The sequence below is a fragment of the Streptomyces sp. GL_141 genome, assembly GCF_057834385.1.
In genome coordinates this window covers 4,888,173-4,911,219 of sequence record NZ_CM174402.1, presented here as the reverse complement: position 1 = coordinate 4,911,219, position 23,047 = coordinate 4,888,173, and the positions used below count along the sequence as shown (strand labels likewise).

General features: G+C 67.8%; 28 protein-coding genes and 1 pseudogene. 12 read left to right on the top strand and 17 right to left on the bottom strand.

All coding sequences use genetic code 11. From position 1 onward, the window contains the following. Positions 1 to 72: 72 nt before the first annotated feature. From AC3IX6_RS21765 to AC3IX6_RS21755, 3 genes are all read right to left on the bottom strand, one after another. Positions 73 to 1,434 carry an FtsK/SpoIIIE domain-containing protein gene (locus AC3IX6_RS21765; protein WP_489363763.1) on the bottom strand — a complete coding sequence of 454 codons (1,362 nt, stop codon included), beginning with the start codon at positions 1,432 to 1,434 and terminating at the stop codon, positions 73 to 75. A 2-nt stretch (positions 1,435 to 1,436) separates the two neighbouring features. Then, entirely contained in the window at positions 1,437 to 1,778 is a 342-nt protein-coding gene (locus tag AC3IX6_RS21760) for an SCO3933 family regulatory protein (RefSeq protein ID WP_052871649.1), read from the bottom strand. 139 nt (positions 1,779 to 1,917) lie between these two features. Next, a complete protein-coding gene (locus AC3IX6_RS21755) occupies positions 1,918 to 2,700 on the bottom strand; it encodes a GntR family transcriptional regulator (RefSeq protein WP_052871648.1) in 783 nt (260 codons plus the stop codon). Positions 2,701 to 2,718: 18 nt separating this feature from the next. Between AC3IX6_RS21755 and AC3IX6_RS21750 the strand changes: the two genes are divergently transcribed. Together AC3IX6_RS21750 and AC3IX6_RS21745 are read left to right on the top strand one after the other, a co-directional pair. Continuing rightward, positions 2,719 to 3,189 (top strand): NUDIX hydrolase, encoded by a 471-nt coding sequence (locus AC3IX6_RS21750; RefSeq protein ID WP_489363761.1) that lies wholly within the window; start codon positions 2,719 to 2,721, stop codon positions 3,187 to 3,189. Positions 3,190 to 3,320: 131 nt separating this feature from the next. Continuing rightward, positions 3,321 to 3,548, top strand: a complete 228-nt coding sequence (locus AC3IX6_RS21745; protein ID WP_489363759.1) for a hypothetical protein — start codon at positions 3,321 to 3,323, stop codon at positions 3,546 to 3,548. Positions 3,549 to 4,143: 595 nt separating this feature from the next. On the opposite strand, the gene AC3IX6_RS21740 is transcribed toward AC3IX6_RS21745, so the two are convergent. From AC3IX6_RS21740 to AC3IX6_RS21710, 7 genes are all read right to left on the bottom strand, one after another. Beyond that, positions 4,144 to 4,575 (bottom strand): hypothetical protein, encoded by a 432-nt coding sequence (locus AC3IX6_RS21740; RefSeq protein ID WP_489363758.1) that lies wholly within the window; start codon positions 4,573 to 4,575, stop codon positions 4,144 to 4,146. A 173-nt stretch (positions 4,576 to 4,748) separates the two neighbouring features. Next, entirely contained in the window at positions 4,749 to 5,780 is a 1,032-nt protein-coding gene (locus tag AC3IX6_RS21735; protein ID WP_489363756.1) for a ParA family protein, read from the bottom strand. A 385-nt stretch (positions 5,781 to 6,165) separates the two neighbouring features. After that, positions 6,166 to 6,492: a hypothetical protein gene (locus AC3IX6_RS21730; RefSeq protein WP_489363755.1), complete on the bottom strand. Its 327-nt coding sequence runs from the start codon at positions 6,490 to 6,492 to the stop codon at positions 6,166 to 6,168. After that, positions 6,489 to 7,217, bottom strand: a complete 729-nt coding sequence (locus tag AC3IX6_RS21725) for a GntR family transcriptional regulator (RefSeq protein ID WP_489363753.1) — start codon at positions 7,215 to 7,217, stop codon at positions 6,489 to 6,491. Before AC3IX6_RS21725 ends, AC3IX6_RS21730 begins: the two co-directional genes overlap by 4 nt. Then, positions 7,214 to 7,438 carry a hypothetical protein gene (locus AC3IX6_RS21720; protein ID WP_489363751.1) on the bottom strand — a complete coding sequence of 75 codons (225 nt, stop codon included), beginning with the start codon at positions 7,436 to 7,438 and terminating at the stop codon, positions 7,214 to 7,216. Before AC3IX6_RS21720 ends, AC3IX6_RS21725 begins: the two co-directional genes overlap by 4 nt. Then, positions 7,435 to 7,677: a hypothetical protein gene (locus tag AC3IX6_RS21715; protein WP_489363749.1), complete on the bottom strand. Its 243-nt coding sequence runs from the start codon at positions 7,675 to 7,677 to the stop codon at positions 7,435 to 7,437. Before AC3IX6_RS21715 ends, AC3IX6_RS21720 begins: the two co-directional genes overlap by 4 nt. 12 nt (positions 7,678 to 7,689) lie before the next feature. Continuing rightward, complete coding sequence (locus AC3IX6_RS21710) at positions 7,690 to 7,971, bottom strand: hypothetical protein (protein ID WP_489363747.1); 282 nt, start codon at positions 7,969 to 7,971, stop codon at positions 7,690 to 7,692. Positions 7,972 to 8,047: 76 nt separating this feature from the next. Here AC3IX6_RS21710 and AC3IX6_RS21705 point away from each other — a divergent pair, with 76 nt between their 5' ends. Then, a complete protein-coding gene (locus tag AC3IX6_RS21705) occupies positions 8,048 to 8,803 on the top strand; it encodes a GntR family transcriptional regulator (RefSeq protein WP_489363745.1) in 756 nt (251 codons plus the stop codon). Position 8,804: 1 nt separating this feature from the next. On the opposite strand, the gene AC3IX6_RS21700 is transcribed toward AC3IX6_RS21705, so the two are convergent. Then, on the bottom strand, positions 8,805 to 9,272 hold the full coding sequence (locus AC3IX6_RS21700; RefSeq protein ID WP_489371517.1) for a DUF4240 domain-containing protein: 468 nt from the start codon (positions 9,270 to 9,272) through the stop codon (positions 8,805 to 8,807). A 501-nt stretch (positions 9,273 to 9,773) separates the two neighbouring features. Between AC3IX6_RS21700 and AC3IX6_RS21695 the strand changes: the two are divergent. After that, a pseudogene (locus AC3IX6_RS21695) lies at positions 9,774 to 10,094 on the top strand (DUF2267 domain-containing protein); the annotation flags it as partial. A gap of 85 nt (positions 10,095 to 10,179) precedes the next feature. On the opposite strand, the gene AC3IX6_RS21690 reads toward AC3IX6_RS21695, so the two are convergent. Then, positions 10,180 to 10,539 (bottom strand): hypothetical protein, encoded by a 360-nt coding sequence (locus tag AC3IX6_RS21690; protein WP_266879729.1) that lies wholly within the window; start codon positions 10,537 to 10,539, stop codon positions 10,180 to 10,182. 578 nt (positions 10,540 to 11,117) lie between these two features. Between AC3IX6_RS21690 and AC3IX6_RS21685 the strand changes: the two genes are divergently transcribed. The 4 genes from AC3IX6_RS21685 to AC3IX6_RS21670 all read left to right on the top strand — a co-directional run bounded on the left by AC3IX6_RS21685 (position 11,118) and on the right by AC3IX6_RS21670 (position 13,978). Next, positions 11,118 to 11,321, top strand: coding sequence for a cold-shock protein (locus tag AC3IX6_RS21685; protein WP_327306256.1), 204 nt, complete (start codon positions 11,118 to 11,120; stop codon positions 11,319 to 11,321). A 321-nt stretch (positions 11,322 to 11,642) separates the two neighbouring features. After that, complete coding sequence (locus AC3IX6_RS21680) at positions 11,643 to 13,163, top strand: DEAD/DEAH box helicase (protein WP_489363742.1); 1,521 nt, start codon at positions 11,643 to 11,645, stop codon at positions 13,161 to 13,163. A gap of 46 nt (positions 13,164 to 13,209) precedes the next feature. Further along, the gene (locus tag AC3IX6_RS21675; protein ID WP_489363740.1) at positions 13,210 to 13,614 is read left to right on the top strand and encodes a CBS domain-containing protein; all 405 of its coding nucleotides are present in this window, start codon (positions 13,210 to 13,212) and stop codon (positions 13,612 to 13,614) included. A gap of 49 nt (positions 13,615 to 13,663) precedes the next feature. Then, entirely contained in the window at positions 13,664 to 13,978 is a 315-nt protein-coding gene (locus tag AC3IX6_RS21670) for an SCO5918 family protein (protein WP_489363738.1), read from the top strand. Between the two features lie 131 nt (positions 13,979 to 14,109). On the opposite strand, the gene AC3IX6_RS21665 is transcribed toward AC3IX6_RS21670, so the two are convergent. Beyond that, complete coding sequence (locus tag AC3IX6_RS21665) at positions 14,110 to 14,265, bottom strand: hypothetical protein (RefSeq protein WP_489363736.1); 156 nt, start codon at positions 14,263 to 14,265, stop codon at positions 14,110 to 14,112. A gap of 763 nt (positions 14,266 to 15,028) precedes the next feature. Here AC3IX6_RS21665 and AC3IX6_RS21660 point away from each other — a divergent pair. The 3 genes from AC3IX6_RS21660 to AC3IX6_RS21650 all read left to right on the top strand — a co-directional run bounded on the left by AC3IX6_RS21660 (position 15,029) and on the right by AC3IX6_RS21650 (position 17,848). Then, entirely contained in the window at positions 15,029 to 15,367 is a 339-nt protein-coding gene (locus AC3IX6_RS21660; RefSeq protein WP_489363734.1) for a helix-turn-helix domain-containing protein, read from the top strand. A 248-nt stretch (positions 15,368 to 15,615) separates the two neighbouring features. Next, positions 15,616 to 15,819, top strand: a complete 204-nt coding sequence (locus AC3IX6_RS21655) for a cold-shock protein (RefSeq protein ID WP_202202768.1) — start codon at positions 15,616 to 15,618, stop codon at positions 15,817 to 15,819. 1,690 nt (positions 15,820 to 17,509) lie between these two features. Then, a complete protein-coding gene (locus AC3IX6_RS21650) occupies positions 17,510 to 17,848 on the top strand; it encodes a MerR family transcriptional regulator (protein ID WP_489363732.1) in 339 nt (112 codons plus the stop codon). A gap of 254 nt (positions 17,849 to 18,102) precedes the next feature. Here the strand turns inward: AC3IX6_RS21650 and trhA are convergent, their stop codons facing one another. Next, positions 18,103 to 18,888 carry a PAQR family membrane homeostasis protein TrhA gene (gene trhA / locus AC3IX6_RS21645; protein WP_489363730.1) on the bottom strand — a complete coding sequence of 262 codons (786 nt, stop codon included), beginning with the start codon at positions 18,886 to 18,888 and terminating at the stop codon, positions 18,103 to 18,105. Between the two features lie 317 nt (positions 18,889 to 19,205). On the opposite strand from trhA, the gene AC3IX6_RS21640 reads away from it, so the two are divergent. After that, positions 19,206 to 19,802 carry a hypothetical protein gene (locus tag AC3IX6_RS21640; protein WP_489363728.1) on the top strand — a complete coding sequence of 199 codons (597 nt, stop codon included), beginning with the start codon at positions 19,206 to 19,208 and terminating at the stop codon, positions 19,800 to 19,802. Here AC3IX6_RS21640 and AC3IX6_RS21635 read toward each other — a convergent pair. The 3 genes from AC3IX6_RS21635 to AC3IX6_RS21625 all read right to left on the bottom strand — a co-directional run bounded on the left by AC3IX6_RS21635 (position 19,781) and on the right by AC3IX6_RS21625 (position 22,936). Then, the gene (locus tag AC3IX6_RS21635) at positions 19,781 to 20,407 is read right to left on the bottom strand and encodes a sortase domain-containing protein (RefSeq protein WP_489363726.1); all 627 of its coding nucleotides are present in this window, start codon (positions 20,405 to 20,407) and stop codon (positions 19,781 to 19,783) included. The genes AC3IX6_RS21640 and AC3IX6_RS21635 overlap by 22 nt on opposite strands. A gap of 270 nt (positions 20,408 to 20,677) precedes the next feature. Next, a complete protein-coding gene (locus AC3IX6_RS21630) occupies positions 20,678 to 20,893 on the bottom strand; it encodes a hypothetical protein (protein WP_489363724.1) in 216 nt (71 codons plus the stop codon). A 105-nt stretch (positions 20,894 to 20,998) separates the two neighbouring features. Then, complete coding sequence (locus tag AC3IX6_RS21625; protein WP_489363722.1) at positions 20,999 to 22,936, bottom strand: DUF8823 domain-containing protein; 1,938 nt, start codon at positions 22,934 to 22,936, stop codon at positions 20,999 to 21,001. Positions 22,937 to 23,047 lie beyond the last annotated feature (111 nt).

Genomic DNA, 23,047 nt, shown 5'->3' with positions numbered 1-23,047 from the left:
CACCTCGTTTCAGGCATGGGTGGGGTAGGGACTTAGCGCGATGAGGCCGCGCCGACCGGGTGGGGCTAGTGATCAGAAGGCAGGTGCCGAGGCGGTCTTGGGCTGGACCTTGCCGACGAGGACGCGTACCGGGAGCGCGGGCCGGAAAGGCTCCAGCTCCGGGATATTCGGAGTGCGGTGGGCCTGGGCGTTACAGGTATTCACGGCCTGGCGGAGGGTGGTGTGCGGGGCCCGGATGCGGGACCAGCCGCCGGAGGAGTCGCCGGCCACGGCGGTGCCGGGGCGGTCCTTGTCGATCTGGACGGCCGCGAGGACGGCGTCCGGGGAGATGTCGCCGAAGGCCATGTTGGCCGAGGTCTCGTCGTTGACGCGGTGAGCGGTACGGCCGGTGAGCTGGGCGCGGAGCATGGTGATGCCCTTGCCGAGTTCGGAGCCGAAGCGCTGGCCGCAGATCTCCAGGTGAATGCCGGCTGCGCGGCCGAGCTGGGCGAGACGAACCAGGTCGGTGACGATCTGGTCCCGTCGAGCCTCCTCTGCCTTACCCGCGGCGAGGGCGAGCTCCGCAACCTCATCCACGAGCAGCACGACGGGTACGGGGCGAAGGTGCGCGGGCAGATCCCAGATGTCGGCGGTGATCTCCGCATCCGGTAGGTCGATGCTGATCCGCTGCTCGGCACGGATGACTTGATAGACGCGGCCCATGTACTGGACGAGCGCGGCGAGCAGCTCCGCTGCATCGTCCGGGTTGTCGGCGAGGGCGGTGAACCGCCGCGCCATCGGCGAGAGTTCCACGCCGTTCTTGCAGTCGATGCCGACGAGGGCGACGTTCTGCGAGGCCAGGCCGGAGACGAGCGTGCGTTGGTAGACGGACTTCCCGGACTTGGTCGCACCGACGTTCAAGGCGTGCGGGACCTGTCGGTAGTCCCGGTGATGAACCTGCCCATCCTCGCGCAGGGCCACCGGCACGCGGAGCGGTTGATCGGGCACGGCCGCGGCTGGCATGCGTACCCGCTTGAGTACGTCGTACCCGGTCATCCTCAGCTCGACGATGCTGGAGCGGATCTCGCGCGAGACGACGTTATGGAGAGCGAAGGAGTGCCGGAGCCGGTCCGACGAGGCGGAGAAGTCGAACGCGTCTTGTCCGGGCCGGAGTTTCAGCCGTAGGACCAGGCCGGTCGAGGTGGGCCTCAGCCGCAGGATGCGGGGCGAACGAGCCTCAGGTGTGGGCCTGTTAGCCACCCGGGCGAGTGCTAGTCGCCAGCGGGAGGGCGGGACGGTGAGCCCGCAGGCGTCCATCACCGAGCGGTAGCGGATCAGAACGCGGATGGTCGCGAAGGTGACCCCGAAGGTCATCCAGTACCAGGTGGGCCGCTGCCAGCGCAGTACGAGCGCCAGGGCGAGGACCACCAGCAGCGTGACCCATAAGGCGTTCATGCTCAGCCCGCCTTGGCGGTGAGCGAGGTGACGGCGACGGCGCGGAAGCTGATGCCGTGGCGCTTCTGGCCGTTGAACTCGTTCTCCCACGGGCGGGCGACCAGGCCGGTCAACGCGACGGGGGTACCCATGACCAGCTCGCCCGAGATCCCGGGCGCCGGTACGACCACCGACAGGACTTCCGCCTCCCCGTACGAGGCGAACAGAACGTCCACGGTCATCATCTGGGACCCGGTCTCGGGGTCGGTGGCAATCTCGCCGGTCCGACGGTCCTTGATCTTCACGGCCGGGGGCTGGGCGACCATCACCATGGCGGCCGAGGTGTCGACGGGAATCTGACGCACAGCGGATCACTCCTCTATAGATGCTGAACTCCGTCACTCATGTACAGGAGTGACATGAAGAAGAGTGCCCGACTCCTATACATGAGTCAACCCGCTACGAAGAGAAACTCGTAGCGGGCTGTGGGGAGTTGAGCGAGCGTCAGTCGCGCGCGGGGATCCGGTACTCGAAGACGAACTGGTCAGCGGCCATGAGGGTGTCGCAGACCTCGACCACGCGACCTTCCTCCGTGACGGCATCGCGGAGCAGATGCACCACGGGTGCGCCGGGAGTCAGGGACAGCTCAGTCGCCTCAGCCTTGGCAGCCGGCCGGGCCTGGAGGGTCTCCACGTACTCGGCGAAGACGTGGCCGTGATCCTCCAGCCGCGCGTAGATACCGCCAGGCCCCGGATTCTCGGCGAACAGCTCCGGGATGTCCTTCACGACGTCCCAGGGCAGGTACGAGGTAGCCGTCTCCACGGGCGTCCCGTTCCGGAAGTACAGCCGGCGCCGGGCCAGTACCTGTGTCCCCGCAGTGACACCGAGCCGCGTCGCGATCTCCTCCGGCGCCTCCATGGGCCCGATGAACAGCACGCTCACCTTGGCTTCGGCCCCAGACTGCGCGGACTCGGCGAGATACGCCGCCCGGCCCTCCTGCCGATGCGTACGCCGGAAGCGATCGGAGGACCGGTGCCGCACGGGCGGGCGAGCCTTCACCAGCGAGCCCTTGCCGTGCCTCGTCTCCACGAGCCCGCTCGCCCGAACCTCCACCATCGCCTTGCGGATGGTCCCGCCCGCGACGCCGTAGCGCTCCACGAGCTCCGACTCACTCGGCACCATGTCGCCGGCACTCAGCACCCCGGCCCGGATCTGCTGAACGATGTCTTCGGCGATCTGCACGTACCGAGGCACGGCGGCCCTGCCACCTCCTGCTGCGGTTCCCATAGTCCTTCTCTTCCTCCTATGCTCCTGTACATGAGTACGGGTTCCCCGCAGGCCAAGTCAACGCCACTGCACTCCGTGTCCGTAGCCGGGGCAGTGCTGCGCGAGGACGGCCGACTCCTGGCGATCCGTCGCGCGGACAACGGGAATTGGGAACTGCCGGGCGGAGTCCTCGAACTCACCGAGTCCCCAGAGGCCGGCGTCCGCCGCGAGGTCCTGGAGGAGACGGGCATCAAGGTCGAGGTGGACGAGCTCACCGGGGTCTACAAGAACACCACCCGAGGCATCGTCGCCCTGGTCTTCCGCTGCAAGCCGTCAGGCGGCACGGAGCGCACCTCGGAGGAATCGACCGCGGTCGCCTGGCTCACCCCAGAAGAGGTCACTGCTCAAATGTCCGAGGTCTACGCGATCCGCCTCCTGGACGCCTTGGACGACGCAGGCCCCCACGTCCGCAGCCACGACGGCCGCCAGCTGCTCAAGGCATCAGCGTGAGTGTCTCTGAGGGAAGACGGCCCGCTCCCAAGCCGATCAGCGAGATCCGCGACGTCTACGACTTCCTGGACAACGTACGCCTGAGGCCGGGTATGTACGTACCCCATTCTTCAGTCACACACCTGCACTCGATGCTGCACGGATTCGACGTGGCCATGCAGGTGAGCGGCAACCCGGACGCCACTCCCTTCGGTACCGACGGACCCTTCGCCGAATGGCTTCGCGACCACATCGGGAGCGACTACGGCAGCCTCACCTGGGGGCATGCGATCGAGCTCACAGCCGAGGACCGAAGCGTTCCCGCCATGGACCTCTTCTTCGGTCTACTCGACAAGTTCCGGGCCGAGACCGCGCGGTAAGAGTTTCCCTACTTCATCAAGGGCGCTTCCGCCGCCAAGGCGGCGTCGCGCGCCCGTCGCCCCGGGCCTGCGCTCCTGTCTGCGCCCCGCTCCAGCCCGGGGCGCCGGCCGCGCGCCAATGGCTCAGGACTTGATGGGCTGGATGAGTCCGGCCTGATCGGTGAGCTGCCCGTCAAGGCGATGCCTCCGGCGGGGGCGCTCTGACTCTGGGATGCGGGGGCCAGTCGTGCGCCTGCGGCTCCGTTGTGTTCGGGGTGGGGGCTGTCATCCCGTCTGCCGTCGTCCCAGGGCAAGCCGTAGCAGACCAGCCGCCAGGGGCCCAGGTCGTTCGTCCAGCAGGGCGCTCCACCTGGGCCCCTGACGACTGCCCCGCTACCACTACGTGTGGGACGACGGCAGACGGGATGACAGCGGGCTGCGGTCGGGTTGACGCCGCATCACAAAGAAGCCCGGCACCACAGCTCGCCCAGCTTCCTAGACACATGTTGAGCATGGCCAGAGACCAATAAGCAGGTAGTGGCTAGCCCATTAGGCGGAGGAAAGCTTCGCCCTCGATAAGACACCGGACAGCCACTCCATCAGCCTCAATCCCCGTTTAGCAGTGCACGTCCACTTTCTTAACGATTCCTTCGATTACACCTATGGCATCCAATGCATCGCTTGCGATGATCGGCGTTGTAGTGCCCCCCGGAAGAGGATCAAGATCACACTGATGCACTATACGATTGCGGCGACTCACGATCACTCCGAGAGCGGTCTTTCGACTACCCGCATCGACAGGGAAGGCCGTCGACCAGATCTTCGCAACACCCACCATGGATAGAGCTGCACCAATATCATCCGGGCGTTGATATGTTTCGAGCCCGAGTCGCTCGGCTACGTAAGTTCGAGCACTCAATTCGACAGCGGCGCTTCCAGGTGGACCGGACGTCATAATTTTTCCGATGGCTGCAAAACTCAAGCCGACCTTCGAGGAAGCAGCAACATTAAGCCGCCCCATAAGGATGTCTATGGCGCGATCGAGCACGACGCCATGCACGTAAGAATCAAGAGCGGCTACGGCGTGCACCAAGGCCGATCGAAAGTGATCCTCGCCACCGATGAGTCCATTCGTGATCGAAGATAGCGACTGACCTATGCCTACTAGATCGCGGGCGCGCTTAATTTCGATTTCGAAGTCACTGAACCGCCGGAGTGGCATTACGGAGCCTGGCCCGTCAACTGCTCCACTCGACTAGCCAAGCTATCGAATGTGTCATGGAATTTTTGAATATTTACGGCTGTCGTCTCCCACACGGCCCCGCCGCGCCCTACGTCCTGTTGCGTCAACATGAAGACCGGTTTCCGGTTCTGCTGAGAGTTGGCGATCAAGGTATTGAAGTCCGGGATCGACGCCAGTCGATAGGGCGGGTCCTCGCCGACACCTTCATACATCGCCTCTTCAAGCATCAGGCCGCTAGACCTGAGCGCAGGAACAAGAGTGTTCGTGATGGCGCCGTCCAGAGCATCGAAGTACTCCTGAAACGCAATGGTTGGAGCGCCATTCTTCAAACGATATCGCTGAACAATCGTCCCCATGAACTTAAGCTTGGGTGGGGGAAATACGTAATCAGCCTTAGCCAAGGCGTCGAGTTCGGCGGCACGCTCAGCCCAGCGCACCCATTTTGGCAGGACCCGGGCAAGGGAATCCATAGCCATCACCGAGAAGACGTCGGGACTCGTAGGCACCATGAAAAAATCCGAGATGGATACGAGGTTTTGATTAATCGAACCAAGCCCTGGACTTAGGTCAAGAATTACATAGTCAGCCTTATATTTCTCGGCGGTGATCTCAAACAAGTGAGAGAAGCTACCCGGGAGATTCTTGAGCGCCTGAATGGATTCGGAAAGCTGTTGAGCTACACCCAGCGACACCTCATCTTCCGCGAGCCCTACATGTCCAGGGATCAGGAAGAGCCCCTCTCGACCGGAAACCGGTACGCACTCGACCGGAGTAAGGGGGCGGGGCCGCGATTGAAAAGCCGGATCAAGAGCATCGCGAAGATTCTGATTCGGGTGATCCGAATAGAATTTATCTAGAGCGTCGACCTGGGTAAGATCGAGGACCATACCGGTCAGATTGCATTGAGGGTCAGCGTCAACCATGATTACCGTTTTGCCGCGTTGCGCGAGCATCCAGGAAAGATTGAAGCAGGTCGTAGTTTTACTTACGCCGCCCTTATTGTTGAACATGGCAATAACTTGCGCCATAGCTCTGTAGCCTTTCCCCCGACTCGCACCCGAGTCACTTGGCGTCCCGCCGCCCACCGTAGCGCCGGAGGTGCCTTTGGGGGGCTGCAACAGCAAAAGTTGGTCACAGAGCCGCCGCATGAGAATCGTGTGCCGCCACTGCTTCTGTCCGCCCTGTCTGCGCCTCCCAACGACCGTCGTGGGAGGGACCATGCCGGGGTCTGATCGTCCGAACCTTGGAAGCGGGTGACCCAGCTCAAGTGCGGGACGCTCGTGGCCAAGATGTGGCGGAGTGCCATGCCCTCGATCTTGAACAGTGAAGCCCCCAGAAGTCTGCGGGGGGCTTCAACGTCCTTGCCATGCGGCGCCACTAATCCGAGGCTTCTGGCTAGCGAGGGGGATCGGCGCGTTCTTCGCAGGTGGAGGAGGCTGGTATCGCTAGGCGGTGGCCGCGGCTGGTCGCTACTCGAACCACGTCCCTCAGGGCTCCGGTCAGGTCTGTTGCAAGGAGCCGGAGTTCGTCCAGATCTGCATGCTCGTCCGAGAGAACTACGAGCGCGTGGTCCAAGAGCTCTGCCCCTAAGCCGAGTTGGGCCACCTCGGCGTTGTCTGCGAGGCGGGACAGGTAGCCGGCGCTGTTCTCGGCACTCAGGAAGCAGGGCTTGCCGTCTGGGCCTGACCATGGCAGGAGTCGCAGTTCGTTCTGGGGGGTCATGCTTCCGCCTTCCTGGGTTCAGTCGTGTGGTGGGTAGTGAAGACGGCGTCGGCGCGGTCTCCAGGGAGGGCCAGAAGGGTCGCCTCGACCACGCGGCCGGTGGTGTCCGTCGCCACGCGCGTGATCGACAGGACGGCCGAGGTCGCGCTGATGCGGAGGGTCGTCGCTTCGTCTGGGGTGGGGAGGCGGGTGCTGACCGTTTCCCGGACCGCCGCCAGTGGTGGGCGCCGCTCTGCCAGTCGTGCGGCTAAAAGGCCTTTGTGGATGTCTGACGGCGCCAGGTCGCGGGGCACGTAGATGCGGGCCAGGCTGTGCGGAGTCCTTCCCTCCTGGCTAAGGCAGAGAAACTCCGTCAGGGGGCTGCGGGGCGTGACCTTGAGGAGGGCGGTCAGCGGACCGTGTGCCCGGAGGTTGGTGGCGCGGACGGTGGTCTGGAGGGCTTCCTCGGGCGGGGCCGGTGCGCTCGGTGCATGGCCACCGCCGGCGTACGTGATTCTGCGGAGGGGGTGGCGGACGAAGTTGCCGCTGCCGTGGACCTTTTCGATGAGGCCTTCGCTCTGGAGGAGCGCTAGGGAGCTCCGCAGCGTGGGTGTGCTGACCGAGTAGCGGGCGGCGAGTTGGGCCTCGGAGGGAAGGCGTTCGCCTGGCTTTAGGCGGCCCGTCGAGATGTGGTTGCGGAGGTCTTCGGCGATGGCGTGGCGGCGGGAGGGGGAAGGCTGGGTCACCAGTTCCTCCGCATGCGGAGGGCGACGAGGCGGGTGCGGGCGTGGATGGTCAGGAGTTCGCCCGACTCGAAGCGGAGTCGCTTGGCGCTGGCCGGGAGTTGGATCAGGTCGATGACGCGGCACGGCTGGCCGCCGACCTGGATTACGTCGCCGCGTTGGACGGTCGTCGAGGTGATCTCGACGTTCGTCGCAAGGGCACCGCTTGGGGTCCATCCGCTCACTGGGTCACCCGCCGCGGTTGGGCCTGGTCGTCGGGCGTGTGGCAGGGGCAGTCGCAGGCCTCGTAGATCACGGGTACGCCGACCGGCGCCGTGGCCGGGGACGACTGCGCGCACTCGTGGTGGGTGCCGATCGCGCACGAGGTCGACCGGTAGGGGGTAGTGGTCGCGTCGAGTGGTGGCGTCGGCCGGAGAGGCCGCCCACTGGTGCGGGCGGGGGTGGGGACCATACGGTTCGACATGCTGATCAGCTCCTACTGCTGTCGGCCAGGTCCCCGGACGTCGCCCGTCGCGGGGACCGCTTTGCGTACGGCGGCCCATAGGGTGCGGCCGGTCAAGCTGCTGGCTAGGAGCCCGAATCGGTCGGCCTCCGCCACCACTTCCAGGACCTCCCGCCATGCGGAGGCGGGCAGCGCTTCCGGTACGTCCGCTTCGATCGACGTGTAGCGGGCGTGCGCCTCCACTCGCGTGGTCAGCCCCAAGGCGGACAGTCGGGCAGCGATGTCCTCGGCCCTTGCTACTTCCGAAGCGGGCACAGGGCCTCCGTTGCCGGATGAACACGTTGAGTGAAGCTAGTTAACTAGGTTAGAGCTAGTGGACTAGATTTTCTACATGCCTGAGCAGCCGCCTTATCTCCGTATCGCCGACGTACTGCGGCAGCGGATCGCGGAGCACGAATGGACCGTCGGCGATCGGCTGCCGTCGCGGACGCAGATCGCCGGGGAGTGCGGGGTCGGCGAGAACGTGGTGCGCCGGGCGCAGGAGCTGCTGATCGCCCAGGGTGTGTTGGAGGGGCGCGCGGGGTCGGGGACGTACGTCGCCGAGTCGCGTCAGCGTGTGCGGGTCGTTCGGTCTTCAGCGCGCGAGCAGCCCGGCGAGTCCCCGTTCCGTGCGGACATGCAGGCCTTGGGTCGGCAGGGGAACTGGGAGAGCCGGACCGAGGCGAAGGTGCCTGCGCCGGCCGAGATCGCGGTGCGGCTCGGTATCGACGCTGGGGCGCTGTGCGTGCGGACCGTGTACGAGTTCCTCGCCGATGGCCGTCCTGTGCAGCTGTCGACGAGTTGGGAGCCGTACGAGCTCACCGCTGGGACGCTCGTCGTCCTGCCTGAGGGTGGGCCGCACGCCGGGGCAGGTGTCGTGAACCGGATGGCCGAGATCGGGATCACGGTCAGCCATGCCGTGGAGCAGCCGGAGCCGCGGCAGGCGACGGCCGAGGAGGCGTCGCTCCTGGGGATCCAGAAGGCGGCCCTGGTGACCCACATCCGGCGGACCTACTACAGCGACCAAGCGCAGCCCGTGGAGACGGCCGACATCGTCGTACCCGTCGCGCTGTGCGAGATCGTCTACGAGATTCCCATCAACCGATAGTTCACGTCTGCTGGCGCGGCCAGCCGTCCTGATTGGAGTAGCTCTCGAAGGAGTACCGCGTCGGACGGTCCCACCTCTCACCGGTGGCCTGCTCGTACGCCCGGTCCGGCACATAGAGCAGCCATTCGCCGTCGCACTCGGTAGAGGTGTACGGGACGAACTTGTCGACGTCGAAGAAGACGCTCTCCCATACGGACTGCCCCGCCGCCACGACAGCGCAGCGGGCGTACAGGAACCCGTCGGACGACTGCGGGAACGGGCGGCCGTCGAGGACCGTCAGGTCGATCACGGGGAGGGTGCCGAACTTCTCCTGGTCCAGGCGGTAGAGGGCTTCAGCATGGCGCTCCGCGAAGCCGACGATGTCGGAGACGGGGCGGCGGCTCAGCTCCTCCGCCAGGCGTTGACAGCTCTCTTGGGTGGCCTCACCGTTCAGGGTGGCTATCAGTACCCAGAAGTCGGCCCATGTCATTGTCACGGACGCAGGATGCCAGGCCGGTCTGACATCCACCGCTGACATCAACGAGGGCGGATGGCGGCGGTCCTACTCGGTTGTCCGCAGCAGCCGTCGATGGCGGCCCACCCCCGGGCAGGGGTACGCGATCGAACTCCTAAAGCGGGTGTCGCAGGTTCGAATCCTGCCGAGGGCACAGCACGTAAGTCGCTGACCTGGGATTTCTTCCCAGGGAGGCGCTCTATTCGGCCCCGGACTCCTCGTCCGGGGCCGTTTGCGTGAGCGCACGCGCAGCGGGCTCCGGAGTTCCCGCCGACGGATCGGCATGATCCAGCATGGCTCCGCGTCAGCCTGGAAGCCAGCTCGGTGCACCCCGGCAACGCCCCTCCCGTCACACCGGTTCTGTGCGTCTGCCCCGATGAGACTCTCGTCGGAGCGGTGAACAGCGTTCTTCCTGGGGGCGGTGCGACCGCGGGATGGCCCGCGTTGCAGGGCCTCCGCGTGCCCCAACTCCGCACCGTCTTGACGGCCCTCGGCAGGCAGGTCGCCGGAGACGAACGCGTCGATCTCGCACAGCGCCTGCCCGTCGAGGCCGCGCTCACCCTCACCGCCCAGATCCCCGACACCGAACAGCTCACCGGCTGGGGTTTCGTCAAGGACTTGGCCACCCGCACCGGCGGCACGCCCGCCACCGCACGCTGGGACACCGGCGCCGTACTCGCCGTCGTCACCCGCCTCGCGGGACCCGACCTCCTCGCCCGCGTCCTCCACCAGCTCCCCGGCGGCTACGCCCTCCTCTTCGGTCAGGCGGAACTGCGCCAGCCCCAGCCCGCAGCCTGATCCGGCGCTGATACGGCGGTGAGGGCCCGCCCGATGCACCGGTCGGGCCCTCAGTCCTGCGGCGGGTCCTCGCCGTAGTCGCGGGTCAGTTGTCGGAGTAGCTGAAGTCGCCCACGGTCCAGGCGCTGACGTCCTTGATCGAGATGCGGTACATCCCGCCCGTCTCCGGGATGCCCACGGTTCCCTGCAGGATCCGCGCCACATGAAAGTGCAGATGTGTGGGCGGTCCCTCCTTGGGTGTCGTGGCAGTGAAGATGGCGGAGAACTCGCCCAGGCGGGCGGAATCCGTCAGCACCTCCGACACACGTTCTCTCCACACGGCTTCGGGGGCGAGCCGGCCGGTGATGACAGCACCGCCGGTGACCACGGTCAGGGACATCTGGTTGCTCTGCCCGGACTCCACCAGGGCGGCGACGTTCACGAGCAGCTCGTCAGGCTTCGACATGGAAGTCATTTTATTCTCCACCGCGCCCCGGCGGGCAATGCCTGCGGTCTACGCGGAACCTACGAGCCCACGCCGGGGCGGCCACTGCCGGGGCTCCGAACCGCCAGCGGCGCCGGGTTGGTCGAGCCTCTCCCGGGGCGCGTTCGCTGCCGTACAAGACTTCGTCACCGCGAGGACCCCTCCAGCGGTCCGCCACGTCGGAACCTGTCCCCCACACGTCTCCAACCGGCCGACTTCGCTGCCGCCTCCTGCAGCCGGCGGCGAACAGCCAAAGAATGCTGCGGTCGGGGTGAATCAATATCTGTCACCGCGACCTAAGGATTTAGCGGATCCAGCGGGGAGAGTTTCTACCGCAACACGGCGGCCGGAAATATTCAACGCACACAAGCCGCTGCAGCGTGCTACTGTCGATCTCGGTTGCAGTTTTGGTACCCAAGAACTTCAAGCGCCTCCAGCCGGAATTCATTCCACTGGAAGCGCTTTGTATTTCCCGGTCTTTTGCCGGGCGGGGCATCATCGCGGCGACACGGCGTCCGCACAGTGCAGTCGCCGATGTATTGCCCCAAAGGAGATATGACATGGCTGCTGGTACCGTGAAGTGGTTCAACGCGGAAAAGGGCTTCGGCTTCATCGAGCAGGAGGGTGGCGGTCCTGACGTGTTCGCCCACTACTCGAACATCGCCGCCCAGGGTTTCCGCGAGCTGAACGAGGGCCAGAAGGTCATCTTCGACATCGCGCAGGGCCAGAAGGGCCCGACGGCCGAGAACATCGTTCCCGCCTAAGCGCTGACACGCGCTCTACAGCTGGGGCCCGCATCCCTCGGGGTGCGGGCCCCAGCTGCACGCATTTCCCGCGGTGAGTTCACCCGCGGTATCGATCATGAAGACACTCGGCCGACCGGCTCTTTCGGAGTCGAACCCGAGTGGATTGTTTTTGGTTGTCGCGCCAGCATGGCGCCACCTTTTTTCAGCGTCTGAGCCCGTACAGATTTCCTGTCCGCCAGATCCGCTTCGCATTTCCATTCGGCCCGTTCTCGCAATTCCCTGCGCCGCTCCTACGCTGCGGGAATTCCTTGATACGTGCCGCATCAAGGAAGGTTCCGCATGAACCCCTCCCGTACGAACGAACGCTCCTCCCGCACCCGCAGCCGCACCGGCGGCCCCGCTTTCGGCTCCGGCGCCGGCTCCGGTTCGAGCCGGGGCAGCCGCTTCGGCTCTTCGACCCCGAGCCGCTCCGGTGGTCCGAGCCGCTCGGGCGGCTATGGTCGGCGGCCCGCTGCGATCCAGGGCGAGTTCGCGCCGCCGAAGACGATCACCCCCGCGCTGCCCGCCGTCGAGGTGTTCGCCGATCTGGATATGCCGTCCCAGCTGCTCGCCACGCTCACCCGTGAAGGCATGGCCACGCCGTTCCCGATCCAGGCCGCCACGCTGCCCAACACCCTCGCAGGCCGTGACGTCTTGGGCCGCGGCCGCACCGGCTCCGGCAAGACCCTGGCCTTCGGCCTCGCGCTGCTGGCCCGTACCGCCGGGCAGAACGCCGAGTCGGGTCAGCCGCTCGCACTGGTCCTCGTACCGACGCGCGAGCTCGCCCAGCAGGTCACGGCAGCCCTCACCCCCTACGCCCGCGCGGTCAAGCTGCGCATGGCCACCGTCGTCGGCGGCATGCCCATCTACCGGCAGGCACAGGCGCTGCGCGCCGGAGCCGAAGTGGTCGTCGCCACCCCGGGACGTCTGAAGGACCTCATCGACCGGGGTGACTGCCGGCTGAACCAGGTGGCCGTCACCGTCCTGGACGAGGCGGACCAGATGGCCGACATGGGCTTCATGCCCCAGGTCACCGCCCTGCTCGACCAGGTGCGTCCCGAGGGCCAGCGGATGCTCTTCTCCGCCACCCTCGACCGCAACGTCGACCTGCTGGTGCGCCGCTACCTGACCGACCCCGTCGTGCACTCCGTCGACCCCTCGGCCGGCGCCGTCACCACGATGGAACACCACGTCCTGCACGTGCAGAACTTCGACAAGCAGGCCGCCACGACCGAGATCGCCGCCCGCGAGGGCCGCGTGATCATGTTCCTGGACACCAAGCACGGCGTGGACAGGCTCACCGAGCACCTGCTGAGCAGCGGAGTGCGCGCCGCGGCCCTGCACGGCGGAAAGTCCCAGCCCCAGCGCACCCGCACCCTCACCCAGTTCAAGAGCGGGCACGTCAGCGTGCTCGTGGCCACGAACGTCGCGGCCCGCGGCATCCACGTCGACAACCTCGACCTCGTCGTCAACGTGGACCCGCCGACCGACCCCAAGGACTACCTGCACCGCGGCGGCCGCACCGCCCGCGCCGGCGAGTCCGGCAGCGTCGTCACCCTGGTCCTGCCCAACCAGCGCCGCGAGATGGCACGCCTCATGCAGGCCGCGGGCGTCACCCCGCTGACCACCCAGGTCCGCTCGGGCGACGAGGCCCTGACCCGGATCACCGGCGCGCAGGCACCCTCCGGCATTCCGGTCACGATCACCGCTCCGGTGTCCGAGCGGCCCAAGCGCAGCACGGCCTCCCGCGGGCGCCGCGGGCCCGCGTCGGCCGCCCGGCGCGCGAGCGCTCGGCAGTCCGCTTTTGATGCGGCGGCCTGACCACCACGTGCTCCGGAAACTGACCCATCTCTGCAGGAGGCAGATTTTGACGCTGGTCCAGATGCAGCCCCGTTCCGTGCACGCCGACCTCGTCCGCAAGACGGTGGAGGACGCCATGGAGGCGGCCGGTCCGCAGGTCTGTGACGACATGACCGTCGAGGTGGCCCTGGCCGTCACGGCCAGTTCCCGCGCGGACCACCTGCTCGTCTGCGACGAGGACGGCCTCTGCACCGGGCTGATCACCCGGGAGCGGCTAAGCGCCGTCCGCGACAGCGCCGCGTACACCGACCGGCTCCGGCTGCGCGATGTCCTCGGCGACCGCGGTCCGTTCGCCTCGCCCGTGACCACGATGGCCGAGGCCGAGCACGCGATGCGCTATCGCAAGCTCGCCGCCCTGCCCGTCGTCGATGAACAGGGCAGCGCTCTGGGCGTCCTCGCCCTCGCCCGCTGACCCACCTCACCGTGGCCGGACCCTTCCCCTCTTCACTCTGTGAGGCACCATGCGCTGCGTCATCGCCCGCTTCCCGTTCGACCTGACCAAGAGCGGTGTCCTGGAGTCCATGAAGGGCATCAAGCCCGAGGAGGTCCTCGGCGACTCCGTGATCATCGGCCGTCGCATCTACCCCGTGAAGCAGGTCGGCCAGGTCATCACCCGCCAGGACCGCCGCGACTTCAGCGCCGGCGAAGTCCTCCGCGCCATGACCCAGCTCGGCTTCACCTGCCGCGGCGCCCTTCCCCGGCCCGCCGTGGCCACGCGCGTGCTCAGCCCCCTCCAGCGGGCCTCCGCCATGCTCGGCACCCCTGTGACCGTCTGACCGCTGGGCCCCGGCGCACACCGCCACCCGCGCAGCAAAGAGGCCCGACTGCACGCGCCGGTCGGGCCCTTCCGCATACCCGTAGGGAAACGCATGTGGGTGGACCGCACTCCGGGCGGCCCGACCCGACCTCAGGCTCGCGCCTGTCCGGCGGTCCGACGGGGCAGGAGGGCGCGTACGATCTTCCCGCCTTCAGGGGTGGGCGTGACGACGGTGGCGCGGGCCAGGTCGTTGACCATGTGCCAGCCGAACCCCCCGGTGCCGTCGACGAGGTCGGGGATGCGCATGCGCGGCGTGAGAGGACTGGAGTCCTCGACGGCGACCTCGATTGCCCGGTCGTTGTTCCCTGACCCACGACTGTTCAACCTGACCGAACCCGATTACCTCAGCGACACGCACTCAAAAATCTATCTCGGCTGGAGTAGACATTGGGTGGTGGCGTAGTTATGGTTTCTCTCGTAACCCAGAGAGACAGCAGGGCCTGGCAGAGACGAACTGCCGGGCAGCAGTACCTGTAGGTGCAGTACCCAGCAGTGAAGTCAGTGAGCAGCACCTTGGTGAAGGCGTCGGCTGCGGGCGCGCGCACCGGGAAGTTCGGCAGTGGGGTTCCAAGCCAGAGCAGACGCAGGACGGGCAACGGGGCTGGCTGCCGAAACGTGGCGCTAGGGCAGGCCGCGAGCAGTACCCAAGCAGTTGGCAGTACCAGCAGTACCAGCAGTAAGAGAAGGACCAGCAGTACGCAGTCCCCCGCTTTGCAGGTAGCTGACATCGAGGGATGAACGGAGGAGTTGAAGCGCCATCAGGATCGCCCGGACGTAAGCCTGAGTCCGGGTACCGCAGGACATCGATAGTGAGGTGGTCTCCGGTCAAGCAACCGCGATCCCCGTACTCCCGACAGCCTTTCGGTCGGGTCGGCGGAAACAGAAGGCCGGCGCAGCAACAGGGCCGGCAGATGGTGTAGCAGTTCCTTCGGGGCCCTGGTGTCGTACGCGCCAGGGCCCCTCCCCGCGTTCCGCCCCCCTTCCTCCATCTGTTTCGCAGTGAGGTGCGATGACAGCAGACGACTCGTTCAGCCGTCTCGACGACGACGGCTACCCCGCCTACACGATGGGCCGGGCCGCAGAAATGCTCGGCACCACCCAGGCCTTCCTCCGCGCCATGGGAGAGGCCCACCTGATCACCCCGCTGCGCTCCGAGGGCGGTCACCGGCGCTACTCCCGCTCCCAGCTGCGCATCGCCGCCCGCGCCCGCGAACTCGTCGACCGGGGCACTCCCATCGAGGCCGCCTGCCGGATCGTGATGCTCGAGATCCGGCTTGAGGAAGCTCAGCGCGTCAACGCCGAGCACCACTCCCCCGCGGCCGAAGGGCGCCCACGCACGGCAGCCTGAGGTGGACGTGCCCGCCGGTCGCGGTGGGCACTCCCGCCCGCGCGCGTCGGAGGTACGACGCACCTTGTTTCCTATGGTGACGGACCGTTGGAGGCGTGTAGCGTCTGCGTCAGCTGTCGTGGTTCGGAAGTCCCCTTTGCCCACGCCTTGGTGTGGGCGTTTTGCTGTGCAGTGCCGCAGGAACCAGGACGATCACCTCCGCCTTCCGCATGGAGCGGGAGGCGTTCATCGACTGGAAGGCATGAGACATGGCTACGGGAACTGTGAAGTGGTTCAACGCTGAGAAGGGCTTCGGCTTCATCGCCCAGGAGGGTGGCGGCCCGGACGTCTTCGCCCACTACTCGGCGATCAACTCCTCGGGCTTCCGCGAGCTCCAGGAGGGCCAGGTCGTGACGTTCGACATCACCCAGGGCCAGAAGGGCCCCCAGGCCGAGAACATCAACCCGGCCTAACCCTCCCCACCCCGCCCGCGCGGCCGCCGCGATCGGCGCTCACGGCTGTCCGTACAGCTCGCAGGCGCCCGATCAGCGGACGTCTGCGCTGTCCGCGAGAACCGGGGAGTACTGGATCAGGGCCGCGCAGCGTTTGCTGCGCGGCCCTGATCCGCGTCAGGACGGTTCGGTCAGGACGTGATCGGCTCGGGCAAGCTCGGAGACGTGAGCGGCCGCCCCTTCCAGGGGCAGGAGAGGCCGCAAGGGGCAGGAAACCGGGGTGCGGTCGTGATCGACCTCCCAGGTGGGCAAGGGTGCCGAGTGAGCACAGGTGGTGGAAACGGCGTAGAGGGTGCCGGAACAGCCCCGGCACACCAGCGAGCCGTGGATCACGCGAGTACCTCCGTTCGAACCGACGCGGCTGCGCCGTCAGCAGGGTGGGCATCCCCTGCCAGGTGCAGCTGCCGCAACGTGCTTTCCGTCTCGCGCCAGAAGTGCTCGGCAGAGACCAGACGCTGCCACAGCGAGTCAGGACAGCAGGGGACGGTGGCGCCGCGGGCCGCCCACTCCTCGGCCGGCCGCGCGTACAGGGGTGTGCTCTCGTCCGAGACCTCTCCACCGGCCTGCCCACCACCGGCGTGCGCCGGACTACGGGAAGGCCACCGGCGCAGCTGTTCCGGAAGACGGGAAGCGGCTCTGCGCTTGCCACTGCCGGCCTGAGCACTGCGGTCGAGGTGTACCCAATGATCATCCGTCACGTTCGTCAAAACGATTCTTCCACCCCATTGGACACCGTTTCCGGTCGGCCGCAACGGCCCCTCTTCCGCTCACCCGCGGCGGACGGAATCGGCAACCGCTCCCCGCAGTGGCGTGGCGGACTCGACGGCGCGTCCGGCGTCCAGGTCCAGCTCGGCAGCCTCAGGGAGCAGCCATGTTCGAGCCCGATTACCTCCTGACCAGCCAAGAGTAAATCTATCTTGGCTGGAGTAGACATTGGACCGTGGCGTGGTTATGGTTTCTCTCGTAGCCCAGCGAGACAACAGGGCCTGGCAGAGACGAACTGCCGGCAGTAGTACACGCAGGACCCGCAGGTGCAGTACGCAGGACGGTGCGGTGGTGGAGTTTCGAAGCCAGAGCTGGTGCAGGACGGCGACGGGACTGACGACCGGACCGGGTGGCCCGCAGTCATCAGGGGCCACCACGAGCAGTACCCAGCAGTGGAGTGAGTGGAGCAGCACCTCGGTGAAGGCGTCGGCTGCGGGCGCGCGCACCGGGAAGTTCGGCAGTGGGGTTCCAAGCCAGAGCAGACGCAGGACGGGCAACGGGGCTGGCTGCCGAAACGTGGCGCTAGGGCAGGCCGCGAGCAGTACCCAAGCAGTTAGCAGTACCAGCAGTACCAGCAGTAAGCATCATCAGCAGTACGCAGTCCCCCGCTTGGTAAGTAGTTGATCACCGAGGGAAGAACGGAGGAGCTTGGCGCCATCAGGATCGCCCGGGCCGGCAGGTTGAAGCCCGGGTACCGCAGGACATCGTCAGTGAGGTGGTCTCCGGTCAAGCAACCGCGATCCCCGCACCCCGATCACGCATGAGTCGGGTCTGCGGAAACAGAAGGCCGGCGCAGTATCAGGGCCGGTAGATGGTGTAGCAGTTCCTTCGGGGCCCTGGTGCCATAGGCACCAGGGCCCCTCCACGCGTTCCGGAAAGAGGTTCAATGACAGCAGACGACTCGTTCGGCCGTCTCGATGACGACGACTACCCCGCCTACACCATGGGCCGGGCCGCCGCGATGCTCGGCACCACCCAAGGTTTCCTCCGCGCCCTGGGCGAGGCCCGCCTCATCACCCCGCTCCGCTCGGACGGCGGACACCGCCGCTACTCCCGCTACCAGCTGCGCATCGCCGCCCGCGCCCGCGAACTCGTCGACCACGGAACCCCGATCGACTCCGCCTGCCGGATCATCATCCTGGAAGACCAGCTCGAAGAAGCCCAGCGCATCAACGCCGAGTACCGCCGAGCCGGCGAATCTTCGGCGCCATCGACCTCGGCCTGAGGTGATCGTGCCCGTCGGCATCGGCGGGCTCCCGATCTTCAAGCATTCCCGAGGTGACGCGGGTGCGTAGGCACGGGGCCTCTTCGGCCACCCACCTTGCCGCCGCCCTCCGGCACCGCGAGCCGGACTCGAATGCCTCGCTGCGCCCGCCGCACGGGCCCCTCCGCCACCCGCCCGCACCCTGACCCGAAGCCGGTCGGCAACTCACCAGCCCCCACGCAAATGAGCCGGCAAGCATCGACACGTCGTCGCGCTCAGGAGGCAGCGCGGAAGACGGCGATGCAGTGCGCGGTGAAGGCTGCCACGGTCAGGGCGTGGAACACCTCGTGGTAGCCGAACCAGCGGGGTGAGGGGTCGGGGCGCTGGAGGGCGTACACGAGGGCGCCCGCGCTGTAGAGCAGCCCGCCCGTCACGATCAGGGTGAGTACGGCCGCGCCGCCGCTGTGCAGGAAGTCGGGCAGGTAGCGCACCGGTGCCCAGCCCAGGGCCAGGTAGCAGGGCGTGTACAGCCAGCGGGGCGCTCCGATCCACAGGACGCGGAAGGCGATGCCGGCCAGAGCGCCCGTCCACACGATCCACAGGAGGACGGATCGCTGGTCAGGGGCGAGGAGGAGCACGGCCAGCGGAGTACAGGTTCCGGCGATGATCAGGAAGATGTTCGCGTGGTCGAGGCGGCGCAGGACGGCCTCGCCGAGGGGTCCCCACGTGCCGAGGTGGTAGACGGCGCTCGTCCCGAACAGCAGCCAGGCGGTGACGGCGTACACGATGCAAGCCACAGTGGCCTGCGGTGTTCCTGCCAGGCAGATGAGGACGATGCCCGCGGCCAGGGACGCGGGGACCATGCCGGCGTGGAGCCAGCCCCGTAGCTTCGGCTTCATCGGCCCCACCAGATCGGCCGCTCTCCCGAAGTGGTCGGCGGGAGGCTCGGAGCCCTCGCTTCCTCCATCCGTGGGTGTGGAGACAACATGGCCGGCTCCGGCGTCGTCCCGGGGCCCTACGTCCCGTCCTGACACGTGCTGCTGGGCATCACTGGCAACCATGAGTCCATGCTAGGAGCCGGTCCGGAGCGGCATGGCCCGAGGTGTGCTCCCGTCTCCGGCGCGGCATCGCCGGGCGCGGCCGGTTCGACCGCCTCTTGGTTGCGGTCCTGGCAGCCTTCCTCCGACTGGGGCTATGGAACTCGTGTAATCCGGTGGGCCAGGGGAACGATCTGGGCTTCCGAACGGGCCTCTCCGCTCTCCTACGTCCAAGGACCGCCGATGCTTCCCGAGTTCCGCTCCCACGCGTCCGCCCCCTCTCCCATCAGCTGGAACAGCGGCTGGGGCTGGACCCCCGCCTCGAAGCCGGCCACATCGACGTGGAGCGCGTCGCGGACATCGCCGTCGTCGCATCGGCCCACTCCGACGGATACGTGGCCACCGCACACCTTTTCGGCCTGCTGGCCGCGCTCCCCGCCCCCACCGCGTCCGGAGAGCACTTCTGGTCGGAACTGTGGAGGTCCTCGGGCTCCCTCTACCTGCTGCCCGCCAACATCAAAGCGTGCGTGCCGAGTTCGCTGGCGGGAGAAGGCACCGGCCTGGCCGGGCAGATCCTCTCGGCCTTCGACGAGATGACCCCGCCTCAGCGCATCGCAGCCGGAGAGGTCATCGGCCAGGCACTCGCCGAGTCCGACCACCTCCCCGACCTCAAAACTCAGGTCATCGGTGAGCTGTGGCTCCGCGACCTCGAACTCACCGCCTGGCGCGTCCTGCACGCGGACCACAAGTCAGCCGATCCGTCCAGGCGCGAGGCCTTCCTCGACGCGTGGACGATCCCAAAGCGGGTGTCGCAGGTTCGAATCCTGCCGAGGGCACACGTGCAGAGGCCCCCAGCCGGCTGTGGCTGGGGGCCTTTGGCGTTTGTGGCAGGGGGACTCGTCCGCAGTGCGGAGGGTCAGGCGACCAGGTCGGCGTAGAGGATCACGTTGTTGGTGCGGTGGCCGTTTTTGATTTCGCCGCCGCAGGTGAGGAGGCGTAGCTCGGGGCGGGGGGTGTTTCCGTAGACCTTGTCGGTCGGGAAGTCCTGCTTGGCGACGTCCTCGATCTCGCGGATCGTGAACCTGGCCGTCCTGCCGTCCTCGCGCGGTACCTCGATCAGGTCGCCGAGCTTGATGTTCTTGACGTTCTTCATCACCGCGGGCCCGTACTTCGTGTCGAAGTGCGCGACGAGGACGGCCGGCCCCTTCTCGCCCGGAGTCACGCCCTGGGTCCACCAGCCCGGGTTGTCCGCGTCGGTGTCCGCGTTCGGCACGCCGAGCTCGCCCGTCGCCGGGTCCACCGTGAGGTCGACCATCTTCTTCGCGTCCACGCCCGCCGCGTCGATCTTCATGCCGGTCGGCTTCGACCCCGGGAGGGCGGGCGCCGCCTCGCCCGTGCGGGCGGGGGCCGCCGTGCTGCCCACCTCGGGGTCTGGCGCCAGGCCCGCAGCGCCGGCGGTGCGGGTGCCGCACGCCGTGAGGGTCCCGCACGCGGTGAGGGTGGCGAGCGCCGCTACGGCGGCGGTACGGACGGTGGCGCGCATGAGTGTTTCCCTCGGAGCCTCGGGTCGGCGTCACCGGCGGTGGCGACGACCAACACGTTACGAGGGCCGTGTCCGGGTCGTCCGTCGGCGACGTAACAGCCGGCCGGACACCTCCCCGCGATCCCGTAAAGGGCAAGGGCGCGGGCAGGGGCAGACGAAAGCCCTTCCGGCCCGGGTCGGGGCCGGAAGGGCTGCATCAGGGACACATCACGAACACAACGCGTCGTTATGGCAGGGAGGTGGGCTCAGGCTTCAGCCTCGGCCCCGCCCTCAGCTGAGGCCTCTGCTGCGCTCGCCGATGCGGTCGCCCTGCGGGGTCCCGGCCCGCTTGAGTTCCGCCTTCGTGTGCGCTCCGCCCTTGACCTTGCTCCGGACCGGACCGGAGAAGCCGTGCGCGTGTTGCACGGCGCGGGGCAGGTTGGTCGCTTCCGCAGCCTTCTCTACGGCCGCGTGGAAGTCCTGCTTCTGCTCTTGCTCTTTGCTCATCCCGTCGTCACTCCCTAAAAAGACTCGGGGCACCCAATCGGACTACTGGGATCGTATGCACATAAGGGGCACAACGCACCCGGGCCGGGCGTAAAGAATGGTTGATCAAGGACGCGGCGGGGCCGGGCGCTGCGGGGGGCCCAGTACCTCGTAGAGCAGGTCCTCCGGACACGGCGTGCCCCGCGGAAGCTGGTACTTCGCCGCGATCCGGTACTCCCCCGGCGTCGGGGCCAGCAGCTCCGTCCACTCGTCGCCGGTACCGTCCGAGGGTGCCTTGAACAGGCATCCGGCGGTGTTCGCGTAGACCTTGGGCGTGGCGACCGCGCCCTTCGGCGCCACCTTCGCGGCGGCCTTCGAGGCCTCCGTCTCCTGCGGCGGCTCCACCGGCTTGCCGGCGCCGTCCAGCAGGCCCAGCCACGGGGAATGCGGGATGCGCACCAGGACCCGTCCGGCCTGCTTCACGTCGATGACCAGCTGGTCGGCGCTGGCCCGCACCACCGTCGCGGGGCCGGCGACCAGGTTCGTCGGCTCGGTGACCTTGAAGAGCTGCCAGTTCGCGTCGCCCCACACCTGCTGGAGGTACGGGAGCCCCTCGCGCACCAGCTTCGCCTCGTCCCGCCCGCCCTCGTCGGGTTTGTCGGCGGGCAGCACCACGTAGTGCACGGCCCAGCGGTCCAGCCACTCGCGGTAGCTGTCGGCCGTCAGGGTGTCGTCGTAGAAGACCGGGTTGCGCTCCAGATCGGCCTGCCGGTTCCAGCCGCGGGCGAGGTTCACGTACGCGGGGAAGGCGGAGGATTCGCGGTGGCTGCTGGCCGGGACCACCTCGACGCGGCCGCGGTCGGCGCCCGCCTTCTGGAGCTGGTCCACCAGCGGGGCCAGCTCGCGGCTCCAGGAGGCCAGCGGGGTGGTGCGGACGATGTCGGTGACGCTGTTGACGGTGATCCAGGCGGTCACGCCGGTCAGCGCGAGCAGCAGCCCGTACCAGCGGCGCGTGCGCGGGGCCTCGTACGGGAGGGCCGCGAGCAGCACCACCCCGCCGAACAGCATGGCCAGCCGGGTCACGTTCGAGCCGACCTGGGAGTCGATCGCCCAGGTCAGGGCCACCCCTAGGGCGTAGATCGCGGACGCGGTCCGGACCGATTTCCAGCTCTTCGGTACGAGGAACAGCGCGGCCAGCGCGCACGCGAACGGCAGCGCCGCCGAGATCAGCTTCATCGGCTGGGTCCCCGAGAAGGGGAACAGCCAGGAGGACAGCCCGACCACCGCCGCCGGGGCCAGGCCGAGGGCGTACGCGCCGGGGCGGCGGCCGTTCAGGAACAGCGCGGCCGCGATCACCCCGAGGAACAGGCCGGCGACCGGGCTGGAGGCGGTGGCGATCGCCGCGAGCGGCGCCGCCACGGCGGCCTTCGCCCAGCGCCGCTCGGCCCATTTGCGGGGCCAGCAGAAGACGGCGGCGACGGCTCCGAGGGCGAACATCGCGCCGAGACCGAAGGTGACCCGGCCCGACACGGCGTTGCACAGCAGCCCGTACACCCCGGCCAGGGCGGGCCACAGCGGCTCGCGGACGGCGCCCCGGCAGCGGGTCAGGATCATCGCGAGCAGCCCGGCCGAGACCGTACCGGCGATCATCATCGTGGTGCGGACGCCGAGCACGTGCATCACGTACGGCGAGACCACGCTGTACGAGACCGGGTGCATGCCGCCGTACCAGGCGAGGTTGTACGCCGAGTCGGGATGGCGGCCCACGAACTCGGCCCAGGCGTCCTGCGCGGCGAGGTCGCCACCGCTGTTGGCGACGGCGAAGAACCAGATCACGTGCAGCAGCCCGGCCAGCGCGGTGGCCACGGCCACGGGGTGCCGGCGCGCCCAGCCGAGGGCACGGCCGACCGGCCCGGGGCGGGGGCCGGGTCCGGACACGGGTCCGGACCCGGACACGGGTCCGTGGCCGGCCTGCGGGCTCGGGGCACCGGGGGTCCGGGGCGGAACCCCGCCCCGGACATGGACCTGCTCCCGGCCCTGTTCCTGCCGCTCAGCGGTGGTCACGCCGACGTACTCCCCACTCCGGTCCCTCGGGTCGTCCCTCGGGCCGCATCCCGCGGGTGCGTCCCGTCGGTGCGTCCCTCGGTTCGTAGACGCGGTCCGGCGCCCCGGGGT